The organism is Thalassospira profundimaris WP0211 (assembly GCF_000300275.1).
Lineage (GTDB): Bacteria > Pseudomonadota > Alphaproteobacteria > Rhodospirillales > Thalassospiraceae > Thalassospira > Thalassospira profundimaris.
Genome location: NZ_AMRN01000001.1, coordinates 46,936 through 68,262 on the forward strand (window position 1 = coordinate 46,936; position 21,327 = coordinate 68,262).

A 21,327-nucleotide genomic window follows, 5' to 3' on the forward strand; every position below is an offset into this window, starting at 1 on the left:
ACGCACATCACAGATCATATCGCACTGCAGCATCTCATACAAGAAGTCACCGATTGATCATCAGGTTACGACCAGTGCGGCGGCGGCAATGACACCAATGGCAATCAAGTGAACCATCTTCATTCTCCTGCATTGGGGATAAAACAACACCCACAGCAAACCTGTGCCGGGATGCTTGCAGGATGAAATACAAAGCAGAGGATTTGATGACAGTAATTCGGCAATTTGGTGCCGGGACCGTAAACAGGGTCCGTTTGCCTGTGCGCTGGTGCGGGCGGCCGGACTTGAACCGGCAAAGCCTTAGGGCTGACGGATTTTAAGTCCGCTGCGTTTACCAATTTCGCCACGCCCGCGACGCGCGTTAGGACCGGCCAAAGCCGGTGCAAAGCGTTCTAGCGCGGCTTGGTTTTTGACGCAACATTCTATTGGCGCTAATCGGCACCTTTGCGCGGCTAAACAGCAATGGGGCAGAACTGCCCGTGTTTCTCCATATTCCGTGCATTTTCGTCTGCCATGCTGGACCACTGACCCAAACAGTCACGTTTAAAGTCAGATGCACAGGCGTTTTCAAGCTGCCGTGATTGCCACGGTCTGTCTGGCGGCCGTTACCTATATCCTTCGACGGGAGATAAGCCAGCCGCCCATAATACCGCAGGCCTTTGCCCGCGATGATGCCGCACGGCCTGATGCACCGGTATTGCGCAACAAGACAACCACCCGGACCGCAAATCAGCAGCGCCACATGAACCGCCTGTATGACAAGATGGACGAAGACCTATATGACAGCCGGGTCGCGCCCTTGCTGTTTGATGGCTTCCTTTCTCCGCCGCAACAGGCCACCGAACATCTGCAATTTGGCATGGGCACCCCAACGCCCAGCGAAATTCTGGCCGGTCGCAATGCGCTTTCATCGCTTGCGCGCAAGCTTGACCTTGATAGTGCGGCGGGGACGTTCCCGACCCAATCGCGCAGCGTGCATGCACCGATCAGTATCTGGCTTGCGGGCAATCATTCAGAACTTGAAAACCGCATCACCGGGTCGGGCTATGATCCGGGCCTCAGTGGCGACACCATCTCGATTGATAGCGGTGTGGATTATCTGATTGATGACGGGCTTGTGCTTGGCATCGGAGTTGGCTGGGGCAGCACGGTTGGCGAATCCGGTACCCGGCAATTGGGCTATCGCGAGAACAATCTTGCCCTGTCGCCCTATTTCGTCTCGCGGGTGACAGACTGGTTTAACCTGCGCGGCAGCATCAGCCTTGGCCAAAGCACCATTCGCCAATCCCCGATTGGCCCGGTGCCAGATAACCTGCGCTATGCCGAACGGCTTGATAGCACCAGCATTTCAAACAGCATCGGTTTTGGCACCGACTATGAGTTTGGCGCGGTGCCGCTGCGCATCCAGCTTGATGGTGACATCACCACCGCGCGTGAATATGTTGATGCGGCGCGCGCCACCAGTGGCGGACTTGTGCCGGGAAGCATTGCGACCACGCAGCTTTTTGACGCCTCGGTCGAGGCGCGTTATCGCCTTGGCTTTGGCAATCATGAAATCATTCCGTTTGCCGGGCAGGACGAAACCATATCGCTTCTGAACCAGAATTACGGGCGCAGCGGATCGACGCGATATTATGCTGGTGCCGACTATGCCTATGATCCACTGAGTTTTGATCTCAGCATTCAGGGGTTTCGCGATATCGCCACCGGGTCTGAGGACATTACCGGCATTCGATCGGAGTTTTCCCTGATCCATGATGTGGCACAGTCATCCATGACGCTTGAGCCGTTTGTCAGCATTGAAAGCACCAATCTTTATCTTGATACCGGGGGTGGTATTACCCAGCAATGGGGCAGTTTCCCCGCCAGTGTCAGTTTCGAGTTGCGGCGAAAACTGAGTTATGAAGTCTCGCACGGCAACTATACCGGTTTTCTGACCATAGATGTGCCGTTCTAGGATTGCTTAAGCGCATGGTGCGCAAAAATCGGCTGTGATGGATCGATGAGATCATCTTGCTATTGGCGATAGCGACGCTGACAGGTAGGGTGCAAAACAATTGAGATTTACCTCGCATTTCATCAGGCCCGCGCCATGACCAAACCAGATCAGATTGCCACAAACAGCGCCCCGGAAACGGACCTGACGCCGCCGGTTTTTGACCAGGCGTTTCAAAAGCAGTTCATCAATCTTTTGCTCTGGCGGCGCGATGTCCGGCGTTTTCGCACCGACCCGATCCCTAAGGGCGATATCGACGATCTGATCAAGGAAGCCTGCCTTGCACCGTCGGTCGGCAATTGCCAGCCATGGCGCTTTGTGAAGGTCAATGATCGCGAGCGTCGCAAATCAATCCGCGACAGTTTCGAGCGCGCCAATAACGAGGCGCTTAATGACTATCACGGCGAACGCGCCAAGCTTTATGCGTCGCTGAAGCTTCAGGGCATGGATCAGGCCCCGGTACAGTTGGCCGTGTTTGCCGATGAAGAAACCGAAGCCGGTATGGGCCTTGGGCGCAAGACCATGCCCGAGATGCTTGATTATTCTGCGGTCGCCGCCGTGCAGTTGCTTTGGCTGGCCGCGCGTGTGAAGGGCATCGGGGTTGGCTGGGTTTCGATCCTTGAGCCGGATGTGGTTGGCAAGACGCTTGATGTGCCAGACCATTGGCGGCTGATTGCCTATCTTTGTATCGGATATCCGGAAGAAGATCACGTCGTGCCCGAACTGGTGCGCGAAGGCTGGCAGGATCGCATTGATCCCGATGCGCTGACACTTGAACGCTGATTGCCAAAACATATTTCAGAACGCAAGGAATACCGAATGTCTGGCGAACCAAGCCAACCGAACAATCCCGAACAGCCGCCGCAAAAAAAGGGGCTGTCGAACGGGGTCTATTTCAAGATCATGGGCTATCTTCTGACCGCGGGTTGGGTCGGGATCATTTTGGCCGCGTCGGGTGGGGATTCGAGCCACCCATTGTTTGATTACATTTTCATCGTGCCGTTGGCGGGCTGGATCATCGGGATGCTTGTTGCGCGCGTGATCGCCAAGAAATCCGGTGCGGACCGGCCATAAGGCAGGTTTTCATCGTTCCAGAAAGGCGCCACCAAACGGCGCCTTTTTTTATTTTCTGTCATCTGAATTGCGGTTACGGGTGCGTTCATCGCGATAGCGGTCATCATCGGAAAAGCCGCCAAGCGTCATGATCCCGATGCCCAGACTGATGCTACCAAAGGTCACAAACAGGCCGAAAAACAGCAGGAAGATAAAGATCGGCGCATCACGCGATGACGTCGCAAGACTGTAAATCCCGCCAATATCAAAATACAGAACCAATGCCCCGAACACCAGCGCGCCAAACCCGCCGTAAGCTGTGTGTTCGATCATGAATTTCACAATCGACCGGGCTTCGCGAGCGGCCTGACTGTTGCGCGCGTCATTATGCGGGTCACGATGCAAGTCTTGGTTCTGATCGGTCATGTTGTCTTCCCGTAAAAGGTCAGAACAATTCTAGACACAGCCCGAAGACATTACCTTGATCAAACGCAATTCAAGGCCACTGGCCAAGGTGATCAGACAGCACCGGTATCTTCGATCACATCCTTGCCGCCTTCGATGATGGCAAGGCGAATGCGGTCTGAGGCCTGATTGACGTCATCGGCACTCTCGCCACGCACCACCAATGTGGTACCTAGCTTTCCTTCGCGTAGGAAGGGGTAGGATCCGATGTCGGTTTCCGGGAAATCAGCCTGAATTTCGCCCAACACCTTGGCAATCGCGCCTTCGGGGATATAGCCGCCAACCGAACGCGATACCATTGGCTTGCCGCCGATAAGCTGATGTTTGATGCCCTGGAACATGGCCTGCATGATCATCGGCACCCCGGCCATGACATAGACATTTTCCATCCGGAAGCCCGGCGCCTTGGAAATCGGGTTCTGAATCAGTTCTGCCCCGACCGGAATACGTGCCATCCGCAGGCGGGCTTCATTAAGGTCTTCGGGGTTTTCATAATGACTTTTAAGCAGTTCGTGCGCTTCGGCATTAAGCTCGATTTCAACGCCGAATGCCTTGGCAACGCATTCGGAGGTGATGTCATCATGGGTTGGGCCGATGCCGCCGGTGGTAAAGACATAATCAAACCCGGCCCGGCATTCATTGACCGTGGCAATGATGGTGTCTTCGATGTCGGGGATGACGCGGGTTTCAGCCAGTCGCACACCAAGCTTGTTCAGTTCCTCTGCCAGATAAGGCAGGTTCTTGTCATGGGTGCGGCCAGACAGGATTTCATTGCCGATAATAATCAGACAGGCACGGACCGGATCAGACATCATATCCCCACAACATCATTCAAACTTCAATGCGCGATCTCATACGCCACAAACGGGCGGATGGCTCACAGAAAATCGCGCAACATCGCCACAAGCGGCACATCGGCCGGTGGCATCGGATAATCGCCCAACCGCACCGGACGCACCCATTTCACTTTCTGACCTTCCATCGGGGTAATTTCCCCCTTCCAGACGCGACATAGATAAAGCGGCATCATCAGATGGAAATCGTCATAGGTGAAGGACGCAAAGGTAAAAGGTGCGAGGCAACTTTCGGTGATATCGATGCCAAGCTCTTCCTTGAGCTCGCGCACGAGCGCCATTTCAGGGGTCTCACCGGGCTCGACCTTGCCACCGGGGAACTCCCAAAGGCCCGCCATGGATTTGCCTTCCGGGCGTTGCGCGATCAGCACGCGATGATCAATATCGACCAGTGCGACCGCACTGACGAACACGGTTTTTTCCGGGATTTTGCCCTGGCGCAGGTCAACCGACATGCAGCCTTTATCTGGTTGTTGTATTGTCATGGCACTGTTTTATCGCGCCATCAAACCTTCGCCAAGTGCAGAAAACATCGACGGTCACTTTGCGTGGGTCAGATCAATGTCATCGGGCGCAAGGCCCTTCAGATAACGGTCATATGCGGCTTCGAATGCAGCTTCGATGTCTCGTGTATAGGTAACCGTATCAAACAGCGGACAGGTCTTGATCTGTTCCTGTAATTTCTGCTTCAAGGCTGCGGTCTTTTCGGGATGAAGCGCCAGATCCAGTGCAATGGCCTCATAATCCGCTTCATCCTTGGCAATCAGCTCAGGCAGATTGGCTGCCGTCAAAATGCTGGCCGCCACACGAGCGGCAAATTGCTCACCGGGCAAGGTCACGAGTGGCAAGCCGGCCCAAAGCGCATCACTCGCCGTGGTGTGCGCGTTAACATTAAAGGTATCAAGCAACAGGTCGGCATGTTTGTGCCGTGCGAGATGTTCCGGTTCCGGCATCTTGTCGGCAAAAACCAAACGGCCGGGATCAATGCCGCGCTTTTGCGCTTCCTTGCGCAGGTTTTCGGCGGCGTAATCGTTGCCCTTGAACAACCAAAGAACCGAGCCCTCCACCTTGCTTAGAAGCCGCATCCAGATATCAAATTCCCGCGGGGTTATCTTGTAGGTGTTGTTGAAACTGCAGAATACGAAGCCGGTTTCCGGAAGACCGAAATCAGCGCGCGTTGTGTTCGTCGCCGGAATTCGGCGCTGATCATCGTTGGGCTGATAGCAATTTGGCAGATAGATCAGCTTTTCAGAAAAGTACTGTTTGTGCGTTTCAGGCGCGGTGACCTTGTCGACAATCATGTAGTCAATGAAGTCGGCCCCGATTGATCCGGGATATCCCAGATAATTTATCTGCACGGGTGCCAAGCGTTGGGCAAAAATGCCGGTTCGACCCATCTGGGTATGCCCTTTAAGATCAATGGCGATATCGATGTTTTTCTCGCGGGCAAGTTTCGCGATATCCGCATCAGAAGCACGTTCTACATCTGAAAAGCTTTCGAAAAAGTCCCGGGCATCATTCAGGCTTTGGCTTTGTTTGATCGCGCCATAGGAGAAACCGTGGATTTCGAATTTGTCGCGATCATGGTTTCTGAGCATCCCCATCATCAGCGATAATGTTGCATGGTTATGGAAATCGGCAGAAAAATAGCCGATCCGTAATTTTGATGGGCGCTTTGATGGAGCCGTCCCTTGCCACTTTGCGCCTCGGCCATATTTGGCCAAAACGAACTTGCGGCACCGCGCCAATTGCCGTTCCGGTGCATCTTCACGCACCAACAGCGAAAAGGGTGAAACATCTTCACCCTCAGTTCCCAAGGTCTTGGCAACACGTGAAAAGCCTTCAATGCCTGACCAATCACACATCATTGCCAAACTATAAAACCGGTTTGCCAAGGCACTTGTCAGATACGGGTTCAGATCAGTGGCCTTGGCATAGCTTTGGGCAGCAGCAGGAAACCGTCCCGTTGTAAAAAATACGTGGGCAAGATTGTTATAGGCGTCGGCAAACTGTGGATCGAGCTGAAGCGCCTTGGCAAAATATTGTTGGGCTGCATCAAGTTGGCCAACTGTCATCAGAACAATGCCCGCACCATTATAGGCCGGGGCATAGTTCGCATCGCAACTGGCTGCTTTTTGATAGCATTGGAGGGCTTCGTTGAACTTCCCTATGCCCTGATAGAACACAGCAAGATTTTGATAGGACTTCGGGTTTTGTGGCGCAAGATCAACAACCTTTTTGAAGCAAGCATAAGCCTGCTCATAATCCTTTTGGGCAGAATGGGCATTTGCCAACAAAACCCAAATCACAGCTGCATCAGGTTCAGTCTTGAGATGCTTTTCACAAATGGAAATAGCCAATCCAAACTGATTGCTTTTCATCGCTTGTTTAGCGCGTGAAAGCGCCTTTTCAACTGCCGACGTCAAGACTTCTTCCTTTGCACTTCAATGTCATCGGGAGCCGATCCGCTAAGATATCGGTCATAAGCTGCTTCAAAGCCTGCTTCGAGATCACGGGTGTAGCCTTCTGAGTCAAACAGAGGGCAGGTCTTGATCTGATCGTTTAGCTTCTGCTTCAAGGCCGCAATTTTTTCAGGGTACAGTGCCAGATCAAGGGCGATGGCCTCATAATCTGCTTCGTCCTTTGCTATCAATTCCGGTAAGTTTGCAGCGCTCAGGATGCTTGCAGCCACACGGGCAGCAAACTGTTCTCCGGGCAGGGTAACAAGCGGCAACCCGGCCCAAAGCGCGTCACTTGCCGTTGTGTGTGCATTGACGTTAAAGGTATCAAGCAAGAGGTCGCCATGTTTTTGACGGGCAAGATGTTCCGATTGGGACAACTTTTCGGCACAGATCAAACGATCCGGATCGACATCGCGTTTTTGCGCCTCTTTGCGCAGGTTTTGCGCCGCGTAGTCATTGCCCTTGAACAACCAAAGTACCGAACCTTCGACCTGGTTCAGCAGCCGCATCCAGATATCAAATTCCCGCGGCGAAATTTTGTAGGTGTTGTTGAAACTACAGAAAACGAACCCGCTATCAGGCAGGCCGTAATCAGCGCGGCTTGTTTTTGTATCGGCGATGCTGCGCTGATCATCGTTAGGCTGATAACAGTACGGCAAATAGATCGGTTTTTCCGAAAGATACTGTTTGTGCGTTTCTGGAACCGTGACCTTATCAACGACCATATAGTCGATGAAGTCGGCCCCGATCGTCCCCGGGTTGCCAAGATAGTTAATCTGAACCGGGGCGACACGGCGTGCAAAAATTCCGAGGCGCCCCAATTTCGTATGGCCTTTGAGATCAATCGCGATATCTATCTGCTTTTGTCGTGCAAGCTCGGCAATTTCATCATCGGATGCCCGTTCGACATCGGTGAAACTATCCAGGTAATTCTTTGCCTCATCAAGGCTTCGGCTCTCCTTGATAAGCCCATATGAAAAGCCGTGGATTTCGAATTTATCGTGATCATGGTGACGCAGCAGCCCCATCATCAACGCAAGCGTCGCGTGATCCTGAAAATCGGCCGAGAAATATCCAATACGCAGCTTACCCGGACGTTTGGATGGGCGCGCCCCTTGCCATTTGGCACCGTGACCAAAATTGAACGTTACGAGCCTGCGGCTTCTGACCAATTGCCTTTCCGGTGCATCTTCGAGTTTGAGCATTGGAAATGGCGAAACAACTTCTCCCTCAATGCCTAATGTGCTGGCGACCTTGGAAAATTCTTTGTAACCGGACCAATCACACATCATCGCCGAGCTGTAATATTGGCTGGCCAAGGCACTTTTCATCTCAGGATCAAGAGAATACGCCTTTGCATAGCCCTGTGCTGCAGCCTGAAATTGCCCCTTGATAAAGAAAACGCGGGCAAAATTGCTGTAAGCGTCGGCGAATTGAGGATCAAGTTGAAGGGCCTTGGCAAAATATTGTTGTGCAGTATCAACCTGGCCCACGTTCACCAGAACATTCCCGGCACCGTTATACGCCCTGGCATAGTTTGTATCGCAGTTAACCGCGCGCTGAAAACACTGTAGCGCCTCGTTAAACTTGCCGATGCTCTGATAAAACATACCGAGGTTTTGATGGGATTTTGGGCTTTTTGGCGCAAGCTCGACGACCTTCTCGAAGCAGAGAGTGGCCTTCTCATAATCCTTTTTCAGAAAATGGACATTTGCCAGCATATCCCAACACACGACTGAATTTGGTTCGGCTTTGAGGTGTTCTTCGCAGATGGAGACGGCCAACCCAAACTGATTGCTTTTCATCGCTTCTTTGGCGCGTGAAAGCGCCTTTTCAACTGCCGACGTCAAGACTTCGTCCTCACTATGGGTGCAATATTTGCGTGCACTTCACTGGCTGCCAAGGTCAATATCTACCGGGTTCTGATTGCTGAGATAACGTTCATAAACCGCGTCATAGGCCCGCTCCAAATCACGGGTATATGATTTCGTATCAAACAGCGGACAGGCTTTGACGTTATCTTTGACCTTTGCCTTCATTGCAGCGGTTTTTTCCGGGTGCAAAGCCAGATCAAGGGCAATTGCTTCGTACTCTTCTTCGGATTTGGCAATCAGTTCGGGCAGGTTTGCCGCCTTTAGAACACTTGCGGCGACCCGGGCGGCAAATTGTTTTCCGGGAAGTGTTACAAGCGGCAACCCGGTCCAAAGCGCGTCACTTGCCGTGGTATGCGCATTCACATTGAAGGTATCCAGAAACAGGTCGGCATGTTTATGACGTGCGAGGTGTTGTTCCTCGGGCAGGAAGCCGGCAAAGACAAGGCGGGCAGGATCCACGCCGCGATTTCCGGCTTCCTTGCGAAGGTTGAGCATCGCGTCCTCGCTGCCTTCGAAGAGCCATAGGACAGAACCATCTACCTTCTTAAGCAGGCGCATCCAGATATCGAATTCGCGCGGCGAAATCTTGTAGTTGGCATTAAACGAACAGAAGACGAAGCCGTCTTCGGGCAAGCCCAGCTCAGCGCGTGTTTGCGTGTTTTCCGGGAATTCCCGGCCGCCGTCATTGGGTTGATAGCAATGCGGCATGTAGATGATTTTTTCGGAGTATGCGTTTTTGTATTCACCGGGGATGATGGTGTGATCTGCGATCAGATAGTCGATATAGTCGGCCCCCAAAGTCCCGGGATAACCAACATAGTTGATCTGAATTGGCGCCATCCGATAGGCAAATAACTGTGGCCGCCCGTACTGGGTATAGCCCTTCAGATCAATCGCAATATCGATCCCCTGGTTACGGGCGTGCTCGACAATCTCGCGGTCAGATGCACCGCGAACGTCCCAGTTTTTTTCAACCAGTTTCTGAAGTTCGCCACGACGCCAACCATCCGTGACACCACCGTAACTATATGCATGTATTTCAAATCGGCTTTTATCGTGGAGACCGAAAAGCCCCATCATCAAGGAAAGCGTCGCATGATTGTGAAAATCAGCGGAGAAATAGCCGATTTTGAGTTTCTGCGGGCGAGAAGACGGACGCGGGAAACTCGGAACGACTTCTCGCACGGCAAGTTCCTGGGCCCGGTTTTCAGAACGCTTTTTCTGCGCGTATGGATCATCGTCAAAATGCAGGAACGAAAAGGGTGAAACCGAGTTGCCCGGTTTTCCAATCGGCTTCACCTTCTTAAATTCGGGCGCAAGTTCAGACCAGTCGCAGATTTGCGCACGGACATAGAGATAGTCCGAAAGTGCCGTCATATTGTTCGGCCGCAGTTGGGCGACTTTTTCAAAGGCCTGTTTGGCAGCACCGCGCTTTTTCTTGCGGTACAGGATGATCCCGAGATTAAGATACGGCTCCGCCAGGTTGGGATCGTATTTGATCGCCATCACACAGAATTTCTCAGCCTCATCAAAGCGCCGCATCTCTACCAGGATGCCTGCGATCGAACTCAGAACGCCGGCATTTTGTGGCTCGATATAACTGGCATTCTGAAATGCCTGTAACGCAAGGTCCCACTTGTTTTGCGTTGAAAAAAGCTTACCAATATTCACCCAGGCCATTCCGAAATTCTTATCGATCTCAATGGCTTTGCGCAGACATTTTTCAGCCTCGACCGGGTTTTGACTTTTTGCATAGCCAAATCCAAGAAGGTTCCATATCTGGGCACTTTCGGGCGCGTATTCCACGAGTTGACGGGCAAGCTCAACGCCTTTTGCAAACTCGCCTTGATCAATCAGTTTGGAGGCTTTTGTGAACGCTTCCTGAGCAGAAATTCCATTTCCGGATGCAGCATCACGCAGCTTCTCAAGAGCTGCTTTCGCGCGTGTGTTTTTTGGGAAGTCCTGAAGAAACTGTTCGTACAGCTTGATCGCTTCGTCAATCTGGCCCTGATTTTCGAGCTTTTTTGCGCGTTTGGACAGTTGATCGAATGAGGACACTTTGACTGGATCTCCGAATTTGAACTTTGCCCGGAAAGTCTAGGGAGCAGGCAATTAAGGACTAATAAATACATCCCAACAATACACATGCGACGTGCTGCTTTACAGGTCCGGATTGTCAAAATCCGAGGACATAACGGGTGTGGTCGGCGCAAACATCCATTTGATTGTTTTAAACGGAATTCAGTGCGCTAACGTATTGACTATATAAACGATAATTTTTGCATAGATCGGCACCCCGAATGTTTCCCAAGAAGTTTCTGAGCATGACGACCAATTCCATTGTCGCAATGGTGCTTCTCGCCGGATGTGACAAGCTTGGTGCTTATAATCATTGGCAGGCGGGTGATTTAGAACCTGATATCGCGGCACTTTCCTATGGCCCGGATGAGCGGCAGGCTCTGGATCTTTATCTGCCCGATCCCTCCCTGCAGCCCGCCCCACTTGTGATCTGGTTTTATGGCGGGTCCTGGGATTCTGGTGATCGCGGCAAGTATGCCTTTATCGCCAAACGTTTTACCGAATTTGGTTATGCGGTTGCGATCCATGATTACCGATTAGTCCCCGATGTTGGTTTTCCGGACTTTATCGAAGACGGGGCATCTGCGATCGCCTTTATGAAAAACTACGCGGTGCAAAACCCGGGTCAGATCAAGGATGTCCCGGTTATGTTGGCCGGTCATTCCGCCGGGGCCTATAACGCCGTTCAGCTGGTTGCGGACCAACAATATCTGCAAGCTGTCGGGCTTGATGCCGATGACATTGCCGGCATCATCGGGCTATCGGGCCCGTATGATTTTTACCCCTATGATGTTGCGGCCACCCGAAATGCATTTGGCGAAACACCGGCCAATCAGAGCCAGCCGGTCGCGATGGATCTGGCGCATATGCCGCCGCTTTTGTTGATTACGGGCACCCGTGATCACACGGTTTTACCGCGTAATTCGAGGAAGCTTGCCGAACTGGCCCCGAGCGCGGAACTTGTCGAAGTCCCCGAAACGGGTCATGCCGGAACCCTGATTGCGCTGGGGTTCTATCTGACAACCGATGATGCGGTGTTGGATCCGGTCAAACAGTTCCTGCAAAACCATCTGCCAACCAAGGCCCTGACGGCAAGCAACTGACAAAGAAAAAGCGCGCATCCCGAAGGAGCGCGCTTTTTGTTTCAATTCATGGCCAATGTGATCAGTTCAACTGACCGTGGCAATGCTTGTATTTCTTGCCAGATCCGCACGGGCAGGCCTGGTTGCGGGCCACACGACCCCAGGTCGACGGATCGTTGGGATCGAAATTGCCCGGCTGACGCGACTGAACGGTTGCGGTATCGACCCCCTGCTCGGTTGCTTCAAGTTCGTCGCGGTTTTCGCGCATTTCCTGTTGCGGACGGCGGGGTGCTTCGAGGTCTTCGGGACGCGGAGTCGATTGCAGTTCGACATGCGACAGCATCTGGGTCACGCGTTCGCGCAAGGAAACCAGCATGGCTTCGAACATGTTGAACGCTTCGCGCTTGAACTCGTTGAGCGGATCACGTTGACCATAGGCGCGCAGGCCAATGCCCTGACGCAGGTGGTCAAGGGCAAGAAGATGCTCTTTCCAAGACTGGTCAAGGAGCTGCAGCACGAGGCTTTTTTCAACCTGGCGCATGATATCGGCACCATAGTTGGCAACCTTGGCCGCCATTTTCGCATCCGCGGCCTTTTCAATGCGTTCACGCATGACTTCCTGATCGATGCCTTCTTCCTTGACCCAATCAGAAATCGGCAGATCAAGACCCAATAGACGGGTAACTTCTTCGTGCAGGCTGGCGGCTTCCCATTGCTCCGGATAGACCTTGGCCGGGCAGTATTTGTCGACCATGTCTTCGATGACTTCGGCGCGCATGTCAGCAACGTCTTCGGCGACATTTTTGGCCTGCATCAGATCGCGGCGCTGTTCATAGACGACCTTACGCTGGTCGTTCATGACATCGTCAAATTTCAGCACGTTCTTACGAATGTCGAAGTTGCGTGCCTCGACCTTCTGCTGGGCTTTCTCAAGCGCCTTGTTAATCCACGGATGGTAAATTGCTTCACCTTCCTGCAGACCAAGTTTCTGCAGCATGCCGTCCATGCGCTCGGACCCGAAGATGCGCATCAGGTCATCTTCAAGCGACAGATAGAATTTCGATCCACCCGGGTCACCCTGACGGCCGGAACGACCACGCAGCTGGTTATCCACACGCCGTGATTCGTGACGTTCGGTACCGATCACAAACAGGCCACCAGCGGCGAGAACCTTTTCCTGATCAGCCTTGACCTCGGCTTTGATCTTTTCAATCGCGGCCGCACGTTTGGCTTCGTCGGTGACGTTGGCCAGTTCGTGTTCAACGCGCATTTCAACGTTGCCACCAAGTTTGATGTCGGTACCACGACCGGCCATGTTGGTTGCAATCGTGATGGCACCCGGCGCACCGGCCTGGGCCACGATCAAGGCTTCGCGTTCATGCTGCTTGGCGTTGAGAACTTCGTGCGGGATTTTCTTCTTTTTCAGAAGATCAGACAGAATTTCCGATTTCTCGATCGAGACCGTGCCGACAAGGGCCGGTTGGCCGCGCTTGTGGCAATCTTCGAGCTGTTCGGAGATCGCAATCCACTTTTCATTGGCGGTGCGATAGATCTCGTCATCGGCATCTTTACGGGCAATCGGGCGATGGGTCGGGATTTCGACAACCTGAAGGTTGTAGATTTCCTCGAATTCTTCGGCCTCAGTCATTGCCGTACCGGTCATCCCGGCAAGGGTCGGATAAAGACGGAAATAGTTCTGGAAGGTGATCGATGCCAGAGTCTGGTTTTCGTTCTGGATCTTGACCTTTTCCTTGGCTTCGAGTGCCTGATGCAGGCCATCGGAATAACGGCGGCCTTCCATCATACGACCGGTAAATTCATCAATGATGACGACCTTGTCATCCTTGACGATATAGTCGGTGTCTTTCTGGAACAACTTGTGCGCACGCAGTGCCTGGTTGACGTGATGGACCAGATGAACGTTGGCAACGTCATAAAGCGTGCCTTCGGTCAGGATGCCCATTTCCATCAGAAGCTGTTCGGCGTGTTCGGTGCCTTCTTCCGTCAGGGTAACCGCACGCGCCTTTTCGTCCTTTTCGAAGTCTTCTTCGATCAGTTTCGGGATCAGCGCATCAATCGAACGGTAAAGTTCGGAGCTGTCTTCGGCGGGGCCAGAGATGATCAGCGGGGTACGGGCTTCGTCAATCAGGATCGAGTCGACTTCATCGACGATCGCGAAGTTGAACGGACGCTGCACCATGTCTTCGAGACGGAACTTCATGTTATCGCGCAGATAATCAAAGCCGAGCTCGTTATTCGTCGCATAGGTGATGTCACAGGCATAAGCCGCACGACGCTGATCATCGGTCATACCATGCATGATCACGCCCACGGTCAGACCAAGGAAGCCATAGACCTCGCCCATCCATTCGGCGTCACGACTTGCCAGATAATCGTTGACCGTCACCACATGAACGCCCTTGCCTTCAAGCGCGTTCAGATAAACCGGAAGGGTCGATACCAGGGTTTTACCTTCACCGGTTTTCATCTCGGCGATTTTGCCAGATGTCAGAACCATGCCGCCCAGAAGCTGCACATCATAATGACGTTCGCCACGGACGCGTTTGGATGCCTCGCGGATGGTGGCAAAGGTATCAGGAAGGATGTCGGTCAGAGTCTCGCCATTCTTGAGACGTTCGCGCAGCCAATCGGTCCGGGCGCGCAGTTCGTCGTCAGTAAGCTTTTCGACTTCGGGTTCCAGGGCATTGATTTGCTCGACCGTGGCCCGCAGGGCTTTGACTTCACGATCGTTAGCTGAACCGAAAATTTTCCGGGCAATAGCGCCGAGCATTAATACGTTCCTGAACAAATAAATTAAGACACAATGAGGCCCGACAGAAAGCGGAGCCCGATCACAGATAGAACCCTGCCTGCCATCTGTCAACGGAACGAGCCAATATCGCTAATGTTGGGCTAAAAATTACCGGTTTTCGCCGCAGTCCCCGGACACATCCGGACGGTTTCACGTTTTCGTTTTTGGCTGTTGATCCCTTCTTGCTTGAGAAATGCGAGAAATCGGCGTACCATTCGCCTAATAGTTTTAAACCCTAACAGAGCATGTAGCTCGTTTTGGCACGCAGGGTTGACCCGAAAGCGCTGCCAAATCACATCCTCAGGAGGAGGATTATGGTCGATTTCTCAGCGCTTAATCCATTTCGTCAGGGTCAATCCGCCCTTCAGGATGCGCGTCAGCCCATTTCAAAAAGTAATCCCGATGCCGGTGACAGTGCAGCACAGGCGCGAACTGATGCGCGCAATCAGGTTGATCCGGTTGCGTTGTCAGACGATGCGCTTGCCGCACATAATGACAGCCAGAAGCTTGCCCCGGCGGCAGGAAAGTCGCTGTCGAACAAGTCCCTGACAACCGAAGAACTGTTTGAACGCGCACTTGATGCATCGCTTGAGATGATTCGCGGCAGTGTCGAGGAAATGTTCGCGCTCTCGGGCATGTCCGAACAAGAAGCGATTGTCGCGACCGAGGCCATGTTCACTGGCATTCGCGATACTGCCAGCGGGCAGGACCAGTTCGAGTTTTCCTTTGATCAGGCGATCGCCAGCCACAGCAAAACCGCCATTTCCTATGCCGGGGCCAATGGTGCCGCGGTTGGCGTATCGGAATCCGCCATGATGGCGGTCCAGTCGCTTGATATCAGCATCAACAATGAAACCGGTGAATTCTCGTTTAATTACGAGGCCGCCAAGATTGAAGTTGTCCGCACCGAAGCCATCGCAATTGGCAACAGTGCCGGTGCCGCCCTTGGCGCACTTGGCGCGGTCATGGATGGACTGGGTGGCGGGTCGCTTGTGGACATGCTGGGCAACCCGGCCAGTGCCGAGAATGGCGGACTTCTGTTTGATATCAACGATAACGGAGTCGCTGAATTCATTCGTGAATTGATGAATGCCACAGTCGGTTCTGATGATACGACCGAAGAGGGTGACTCAGCCGGTGCTGCGCAGACCAATGGTCAGGCGCTTGCGGCGGAACGGATGGCGGCCCTCAATGCCCAGATCACCGAACAGTTCATGGAACAGGCAACCCTGATCGTACGCAGCATCAATCGGCCGGTTGACGATACTAGCGAGGGTGCCGGTCCGCTTCAGCTGACCGTTGATATGATGATGCCGATGGGCCTTTTTGGTCAGGATGATGGCAAGGCCACCTTTACGTTCCCGAATGGTGAAACCGTGCCCGTCACTGACCCGACACAGGAACAGGATGTTCTGATTTAACTGCGACGGGATGTCGTGACCGGCATCCCGCAGCCCTTCAGGAAGGAGGTGCTGTATGTTTGATTCCTCAACACTCTCAAATCCGACCGCTGCCCAGAATGCAGCGGCGCTTGCCGCGTCACGTGCCGCGACAAATGGTGCCGTCAGTTCGGATACCGATGGAAATCACGATGGCGAACTGTCCCAGCAACGCGCCATCATCGACCAGATTGATCTCAGTATCGAAGCCAACCAGCGCATCGAACAAGCAATGGGGTCGTTCCAGCATCCGGTTCTGGAATTCGAGACCGATGTGCTTGAAATCTATAAGGGGCTGAAATCCGCATTAGATGATGCACAGACGCGCCTGAACCGCGAGGCCTTCATCGTTCTTGCCATGATGGGCATTCCGCCAGCCAAGGCCCGCGCTATGGCCAATGCCATGACGGGTGGTGATCCGGGTGATCTGAAACTTGCCAATACCGGTGGCAAGGGCGGCGCTGACTCCGTTCAGGATCTGGCGGTCATCATGTCGCACGGCAAGGCCAAGGTTAATCTTGGGCAGGTGTCGGTTAGCTCCCGCCAGGTCGAGATCGATTTCTCATCAATTGAAACCCGGTTTGCCAAGACAGCCGGGAAAATCGATATTTCCGTCTCCGAGTTCAAGGCCCATATCGAAATGATCCGGGTTGAAATCGCGCAAGCGTTTCAGAAGGATCCGTTGATCCTTGATCTGGATGGCAATGGCATCGACATCACCAGTCTTGAAGATGGCGCAACATTTGACATTGATGGTGATGGATCGCTTGATCAAACCGCCTGGGTCAGCGGCGGGGATGCGCTGTTGGCACTTGATCGCAATGGTGATGGTGAAATCAACGACGGCACCGAACTGTTTGGCGACCAGAACGGGGCCAAAGACGGCTTTGCCGAACTGGCCAAATATGATGACAACCAGGATGGCGTGATTGACGAAAGTGATGCTGTGTTCAGCTCGCTTGTTTTACTACGTGCAGATGGAAGCCAGACAGATCTGGCAAGCGAGGGGATTAGATCAATCTCGCTGACCATGATCACCCCTTTGGACGAACGGTTGATCGGCGGGGATCTGGTGGCCAAATCGGGTTTCACCCGCACAGACGGGTCACAAGGCATGGTCGGTGAAGTGCTGTTTGACGTTCAGGCCTGAACAGTCCCAACCGTGTCAAAATTTCACATAACTGTCGTCCGCGCATTGCCCGCCTTGCGTGTCATGAACGCGTGGACGCACAGATACACATCACAACATGCTGACACGCAAATTTAGCTTCTTCACATTTTAGACAGAAAGCTTTGCCAAAAGGTGCGACATCCACGGCGAAGCCTTGTGCAGGCACAACTTATGTGTTTTACCCGTGGGCAGAGGCATTGGGCATAAGCCCATCTGAAATCAAAGTCTGGAGAAACTATGCTGCGCAAATCCCTTCTTGCTGCGTCCCTGGCAACCGTCATTTTCGCATCCCCTGCCATGGCACAGGACGCTGCACCGGCAGAAGACCCGGTGCTGGCGACGGTCAATGGTGAGGACATTCTTGAATCAGAAGTCCGCGCAACCCAGCAGGGCCTGCCGCAACAGTATCGCCAGCTTCCGTTTGACATGCTTAAGGCCGACCTTCTGACCCGTGAAATCAATCAGCGCCTGCTGATGGATGCCGGCAGCGAAGCTGGTCTGGCTGATGACGAGGAAGTCAAAGCACAGATCGCAGCGCTTGAGCGCCGCCTGATCGCGGAAACCTATCTGGATCGTGCGCTCAGTGATGCGATCACCGATGATGCGATCGAAGCAAAATACGAAGAATTCATCAAAACCAACGAGCCGGAGCCGCAGGTCCACGCCCGCCATATCCTGCTTGAAAGCGAAGAAGACGCAAAAGCCATCATCGCAGAACTTGACGATGGTGCGGACTTCGTCGAACTCGCCAAAGAAAAATCGACCGGCCCGTCCGGCCCGAACGGTGGTGATCTTGGCTTCTTTAACCGTGCCGACATGGTTGCACCGTTTGCCGAGGCAGCCTTTGCTATGGAACCGGGCACCTATTCGAGCGAGCCGGTTCAGACCCAGTTCGGCTGGCACGTGATCAAGGTTGAAGAGAAAAAAGAAGGCACCCAGCCGTCACTTGACGAAGTCCGTCAGCAGCTGGTGGCCGAAATCAGCCGTGATGCGTTTAACGCACTTGTCGAAGACCTGCGTTCTGATGCCGAAATCGTCAACTATGTCGAAATCGAAGCCGCGAAGGCCGCAGAAGAAGCCGCCAAGGAAAAGCCGGCGGAATAATGCCGCAAACGTCGCGGTCAGCAACAATTGATCGCGACAGGCTTTAGAGAATTCGAAAACGGGGTGCAGCCATTGGCTTCGCCCCGTTTTTTACACATCATTTGATCGCGTAAATTCATTCTGCCGCTTGCTTTTCGTCGCCATTGCGGCAGGATGTACCGACTTATCCAATAAAGGAAACTGCACTGATGGTTGCGACTGCCATTTCACCGCTTGCCCCTGCGGCATTCCCAGACCTTCCGGCGATTGCTGGCGTTAAACTGCATACCGCAACCCTTGGCATTCGCTATAAGGGGCGACCGGATGTGCTGTTGGCCGAACTTGAGCCTGGCACGCAGGTTGCCGGTGTCTTCACCACGTCGACCACTGCATCGGCGGCGGTCCGCTGGGGACGTGAGGCGCTTAAGGGGGGTACGGCACGTGCCTTTTTTGTCAATGCGGGCAACTCGGTCGCCTTTACCGGCAAGGCTGGCGAAAAGTTCGTTGCAGACAAGGTCGAAGCCGCGTCCAAGGCGCTGGATTGTGCAAAAACCGAAATCTTTACTGCATCAACCGGCGTGATTGGCGAGCCGACCACGGCCAACCGTATCACTGATGCACTGGGTGATCTGCTGGCCAATGAGGCCGGCTGGCTTGATGCCGCCAAGGCCATCATGACCACCGACACCTTCCCCAAGGGCGCGTCAGCCACCGCGACCATCAATGGCAAGACCGTGACCATTGCCGGTATCGCCAAGGGATCGGGCATGATCGAGCCAAACATGGCAACCATGTTGAGCTTTGTGTTTACCGATGCCGCCCTGCCGCACAATGTGCTGCAGGCCATTCTGGCAGATTGCAACAACCGCAGCTTCAACGCGATCACGGTTGATAGCGATACGTCGACGTCTGATACGCTTCTGGTGGCTGCCACCGGCAAGGCGGGCAATGACGCGATCAGTGACGTCAACGACCCGGAACTTGCCGCGTTCAAGGCGGCATTTGAAGACGTGCTGCGTGATCTTGCCCATCAGATCGTCCGCGATGGCGAAGGTGCTTCGAAATTCATCACCGTCAAGGTCACCGGTGCCGTGAACGAAAAAGAAGCCAAGACTGCCGCCAAGGCCATTGCCAACTCCCCGCTCGTCAAAACCGCGATTGCCGGTGAAGACGCCAACTGGGGCCGTATCGTCATGGCAGTTGGTAAATGCGGTGTGACCGCGGATCCCAACAAGCTGAGCGTTGCAATCGGTGGCATTACGTTGGCCAAGAACGGTGAACGTGTTGCCGATTATGACGAGGGCCCGGTCGAGGCCCACATCAAGGGCCAGTATATCGACATTGATGCCGATCTTGGCTTTGGCGATGGTGCGGCCACGGTTTGGACCTGTGACCTGACACATGGCTATATCTCGATCAATGCGGATTACCGCAGCTAAGCGATCACACGTCCTGTGCACTAAAAAACGCCGCCTTCGATGAGGGCGGCGTTTTGCGTTTCCGGGCCATGACCGGCAGAGGTCACCTCTTGCCGGGAATATAGCCATTAAGGATCAGGCCGACATTGGCACCTTCAAGTTCGGTTTCGCTCAGATCCGTGGCGCCAAAGGCGACGCCGGCAACGTTTGCCTTGGTCAGATTGGCCCCCTTCATCTTGGCTTCGTCAAATACCGAGTTGCGCAAATCGGCCTGTTCGAAATTGACATCCGAAAGATCCGCGTTCCAGACGACGCCGGTCTTTTCACCCTTCTTGTCGCGCTGATCGACACCGCCAAAGTGAACGCCCTGGAACACACCCTCGCTACAGTCCGATCCCGCCATGCGCACGCCATCGAGCACAGCACCATTCATGCGGATTTTATGCATGTCGGCTTCGCGCATCGAACACATGGCAAGAATGGTATCGACAAAAAGCGTGCCGCGCAGGATGCATTTGTCAAAGACAGCCCCCGACAGGTCCATGCCCGAAAAGTCCATGCCCGACAAATCGCGACCGGCAGCAATCATTGGCATGCCGGTTTTGCCGCCGGTTGCCAGCCACGTGCTATGACCGTTTACAAGTTCGCGAATATCATCAACCAGCGGGGCCGTCGGCGTGCCGCCACCGATTGAGTAGGATGTGTTGGCCTGCGACAAATCGACATCCTGCAAGTCGACATTGCGCAGGTTCGCACCACTCAGATCCGCCCCGACAAGTTCCGTCCCTGCAAGCTTCGCCCCCTTGAGGTTGGCATTGCGAAGCTTTGCGCCATTCATCTTGCACCCGGTCAGATCAGCGCCTTCGAGGTTGACGGCAAACATGTTGGCGTCACTCATATCCGTGTGCGCAAGGCGCGATCCCGACATGTTGGCACCGGCCATATTGGCCCCCCACATCATCGCACCTTCGAGGTCGGTATTTGACATGTCGGTTTCGCGTTTGACCGTGCGTTCACGAGCCCCTTCAAGGACCACCATGATGCCTGCGCGCAGATCAATGCCGTTCAGGTTGGCATTGCGCAAACTGGACCGTGCCATATTGGCCCCACGCAGATCGGCGCGTTCAAAGGTCGAATTTTCGAGGTCAGCCTCAACAAAGTTTGCGCCAAACAGGTCACAGAAATCGAAACAAACGTCGCGCGCCGATGCCTGGATGAAGTTTGCACCGGGCAATACCGCCTCTTTCAGGCTGATCTTGCTCATTTTGATGCGGGAAAGATTGCAGTTGCGCTTTTGCATGCGCACCCCGCCGGGCTTTTGATTGAGATAAAGTTGATGCTTCTTGATTGAATCAATCAATTCCGAACGCGATGACATTCAGTAGAAAACCCCAGAGATTCTAAATTAGATTCTTATTATTCTGGATTATAGAATGACGCAGTTTCCCCGCAACGCAATTTGTTTAAGACATTGCGCGACATTGGGACGGTTTAAGTCTTTCAAAAGTGGGAAAAACTATCCGAACGCTTAGTGCACCC

General features: G+C 53.6%; 16 protein-coding genes and 1 tRNA gene. 8 read left to right on the forward strand and 9 right to left on the reverse strand.

Going from position 1 to position 21,327, the window contains the following annotated elements; translation table 11 throughout:
• Positions 1–266 precede the first annotated feature (266 nt).
• Positions 267–353 (reverse strand) — tRNA-Leu (locus TH2_RS00180).
• 200 nt (positions 354–553) lie between these two features.
• Here TH2_RS00180 and TH2_RS00185 point away from each other — a divergent pair.
• The 3 genes from TH2_RS00185 to TH2_RS00195 all read left to right on the forward strand — a co-directional run bounded on the left by TH2_RS00185 (position 554) and on the right by TH2_RS00195 (position 3,070).
• A complete protein-coding gene (locus TH2_RS00185; protein ID WP_143588674.1) occupies positions 554–1,957 on the forward strand; it encodes an autotransporter domain-containing protein in 1,404 nt (467 codons plus the stop codon).
• A 135-nt stretch (positions 1,958–2,092) separates the two neighbouring features.
• Complete coding sequence (bluB, locus tag TH2_RS00190; RefSeq protein ID WP_008888362.1) at positions 2,093–2,779, forward strand: 5,6-dimethylbenzimidazole synthase; 687 nt, start codon at positions 2,093–2,095, stop codon at positions 2,777–2,779.
• 36 nt (positions 2,780–2,815) lie between these two features.
• The gene (locus TH2_RS00195; protein ID WP_008888363.1) at positions 2,816–3,070 is read left to right on the forward strand and encodes a hypothetical protein; all 255 of its coding nucleotides are present in this window, start codon (positions 2,816–2,818) and stop codon (positions 3,068–3,070) included.
• A 48-nt stretch (positions 3,071–3,118) separates the two neighbouring features.
• Here the strand turns inward: TH2_RS00195 and TH2_RS20435 are convergent, their stop codons facing one another.
• The 6 genes from TH2_RS20435 to TH2_RS00225 form a co-directional block, all read right to left on the reverse strand.
• On the reverse strand, positions 3,119–3,475 hold the full coding sequence (locus TH2_RS20435; protein WP_008888364.1) for a hypothetical protein: 357 nt from the start codon (positions 3,473–3,475) through the stop codon (positions 3,119–3,121).
• Between the two features lie 92 nt (positions 3,476–3,567).
• Complete coding sequence (locus TH2_RS00205; RefSeq protein ID WP_008888365.1) at positions 3,568–4,329, reverse strand: competence/damage-inducible protein A; 762 nt, start codon at positions 4,327–4,329, stop codon at positions 3,568–3,570.
• Between the two features lie 62 nt (positions 4,330–4,391).
• Positions 4,392–4,823 carry an 8-oxo-dGTP diphosphatase MutT gene (gene mutT, locus TH2_RS00210; protein ID WP_008888366.1) on the reverse strand — a complete coding sequence of 144 codons (432 nt, stop codon included), beginning with the start codon at positions 4,821–4,823 and terminating at the stop codon, positions 4,392–4,394.
• 84 nt (positions 4,824–4,907) lie between these two features.
• The gene (locus TH2_RS00215; protein ID WP_008888367.1) at positions 4,908–6,794 is read right to left on the reverse strand and encodes an O-linked N-acetylglucosamine transferase, SPINDLY family protein; all 1,887 of its coding nucleotides are present in this window, start codon (positions 6,792–6,794) and stop codon (positions 4,908–4,910) included.
• Positions 6,791–8,635 carry an O-linked N-acetylglucosamine transferase, SPINDLY family protein gene (locus tag TH2_RS00220; RefSeq protein WP_238538629.1) on the reverse strand — a complete coding sequence of 615 codons (1,845 nt, stop codon included), beginning with the start codon at positions 8,633–8,635 and terminating at the stop codon, positions 6,791–6,793. Before TH2_RS00220 ends, TH2_RS00215 begins: the two co-directional genes overlap by 4 nt.
• 84 nt (positions 8,636–8,719) lie before the next feature.
• Entirely contained in the window at positions 8,720–10,762 is a 2,043-nt protein-coding gene (locus TH2_RS00225) for an O-linked N-acetylglucosamine transferase, SPINDLY family protein (RefSeq protein ID WP_008888369.1), read from the reverse strand.
• Between the two features lie 266 nt (positions 10,763–11,028).
• Between TH2_RS00225 and TH2_RS00230 the strand changes: the two genes are divergently transcribed.
• Positions 11,029–11,886: an alpha/beta hydrolase gene (locus TH2_RS00230; RefSeq protein WP_008888370.1), complete on the forward strand. Its 858-nt coding sequence runs from the start codon at positions 11,029–11,031 to the stop codon at positions 11,884–11,886.
• Positions 11,887–11,947: 61 nt separating this feature from the next.
• On the opposite strand, the gene secA is transcribed toward TH2_RS00230, so the two are convergent.
• A complete protein-coding gene (secA, locus tag TH2_RS00235; protein WP_008888371.1) occupies positions 11,948–14,656 on the reverse strand; it encodes a preprotein translocase subunit SecA in 2,709 nt (902 codons plus the stop codon).
• Positions 14,657–14,991: 335 nt separating this feature from the next.
• Here secA and TH2_RS00240 point away from each other — a divergent pair, with 335 nt between their 5' ends.
• The 4 genes from TH2_RS00240 (at position 14,992) to argJ (ending at position 19,809) form a co-directional block, all read left to right on the forward strand.
• A complete protein-coding gene (locus TH2_RS00240; RefSeq protein ID WP_008888372.1) occupies positions 14,992–16,098 on the forward strand; it encodes a hypothetical protein in 1,107 nt (368 codons plus the stop codon).
• Between the two features lie 55 nt (positions 16,099–16,153).
• Positions 16,154–17,266, forward strand: a complete 1,113-nt coding sequence (locus TH2_RS20440; RefSeq protein WP_008888373.1) for a hypothetical protein — start codon at positions 16,154–16,156, stop codon at positions 17,264–17,266.
• 258 nt (positions 17,267–17,524) lie between these two features.
• Positions 17,525–18,391, forward strand: coding sequence for a peptidylprolyl isomerase (locus TH2_RS00250; protein WP_008888374.1), 867 nt, complete (start codon positions 17,525–17,527; stop codon positions 18,389–18,391).
• Positions 18,392–18,579: 188 nt separating this feature from the next.
• Positions 18,580–19,809 carry a bifunctional glutamate N-acetyltransferase/amino-acid acetyltransferase ArgJ gene (argJ, locus tag TH2_RS00255; protein WP_008888375.1) on the forward strand — a complete coding sequence of 410 codons (1,230 nt, stop codon included), beginning with the start codon at positions 18,580–18,582 and terminating at the stop codon, positions 19,807–19,809.
• 82 nt (positions 19,810–19,891) lie between these two features.
• On the opposite strand, the gene TH2_RS00260 is transcribed toward argJ, so the two are convergent.
• Positions 19,892–21,166: a pentapeptide repeat-containing protein gene (locus TH2_RS00260; protein WP_008888376.1), complete on the reverse strand. Its 1,275-nt coding sequence runs from the start codon at positions 21,164–21,166 to the stop codon at positions 19,892–19,894.
• Positions 21,167–21,327 lie beyond the last annotated feature (161 nt).

What these genes read in the sequence shown, in the direction of transcription:
- TH2_RS00230 (WP_008888370.1), top strand. Translation starts at nt 11,029, where the DNA reads ATGACGACCAATTCCATTGTCGCAATGGTGCTTCTCGCCGGATGTGAC.
- TH2_RS00240 (WP_008888372.1), top strand. Translation starts at nt 14,992, where the DNA reads ATGGTCGATTTCTCAGCGCTTAATCCATTTCGTCAGGGTCAATCCGCC.
- mutT (WP_008888366.1), bottom strand. Translation starts at nt 4,823, where the DNA reads ATGTCGGTTGACCTGCGCCAGGGCAAAATCCCGGAAAAAACCGTGTTC.
- TH2_RS00250 (WP_008888374.1), top strand. Translation starts at nt 17,525, where the DNA reads ATGCTGCGCAAATCCCTTCTTGCTGCGTCCCTGGCAACCGTCATTTTC.
- bluB (WP_008888362.1), top strand. Translation starts at nt 2,093, where the DNA reads ATGACCAAACCAGATCAGATTGCCACAAACAGCGCCCCGGAAACGGAC.
- TH2_RS00195 (WP_008888363.1), top strand. Translation starts at nt 2,816, where the DNA reads ATGTCTGGCGAACCAAGCCAACCGAACAATCCCGAACAGCCGCCGCAA.
- secA (WP_008888371.1), bottom strand. Translation starts at nt 14,656, where the DNA reads ATGCTCGGCGCTATTGCCCGGAAAATTTTCGGTTCAGCTAACGATCGT.
- TH2_RS20435 (WP_008888364.1), bottom strand. Translation starts at nt 3,475, where the DNA reads ATGACCGATCAGAACCAAGACTTGCATCGTGACCCGCATAATGACGCG.
- TH2_RS00260 (WP_008888376.1), bottom strand. Translation starts at nt 21,166, where the DNA reads ATGTCATCGCGTTCGGAATTGATTGATTCAATCAAGAAGCATCAACTT.
- TH2_RS00185 (WP_143588674.1), top strand. Translation starts at nt 554, where the DNA reads ATGCACAGGCGTTTTCAAGCTGCCGTGATTGCCACGGTCTGTCTGGCG.
- TH2_RS20440 (WP_008888373.1), top strand. Translation starts at nt 16,154, where the DNA reads ATGTTTGATTCCTCAACACTCTCAAATCCGACCGCTGCCCAGAATGCA.
- TH2_RS00220 (WP_238538629.1), bottom strand. Translation starts at nt 8,635, where the DNA reads ATGAAAAGCAATCAGTTTGGGTTGGCCGTCTCCATCTGCGAAGAACAC.
- TH2_RS00205 (WP_008888365.1), bottom strand. Translation starts at nt 4,329, where the DNA reads ATGATGTCTGATCCGGTCCGTGCCTGTCTGATTATTATCGGCAATGAA.
- argJ (WP_008888375.1), top strand. Translation starts at nt 18,580, where the DNA reads ATGGTTGCGACTGCCATTTCACCGCTTGCCCCTGCGGCATTCCCAGAC.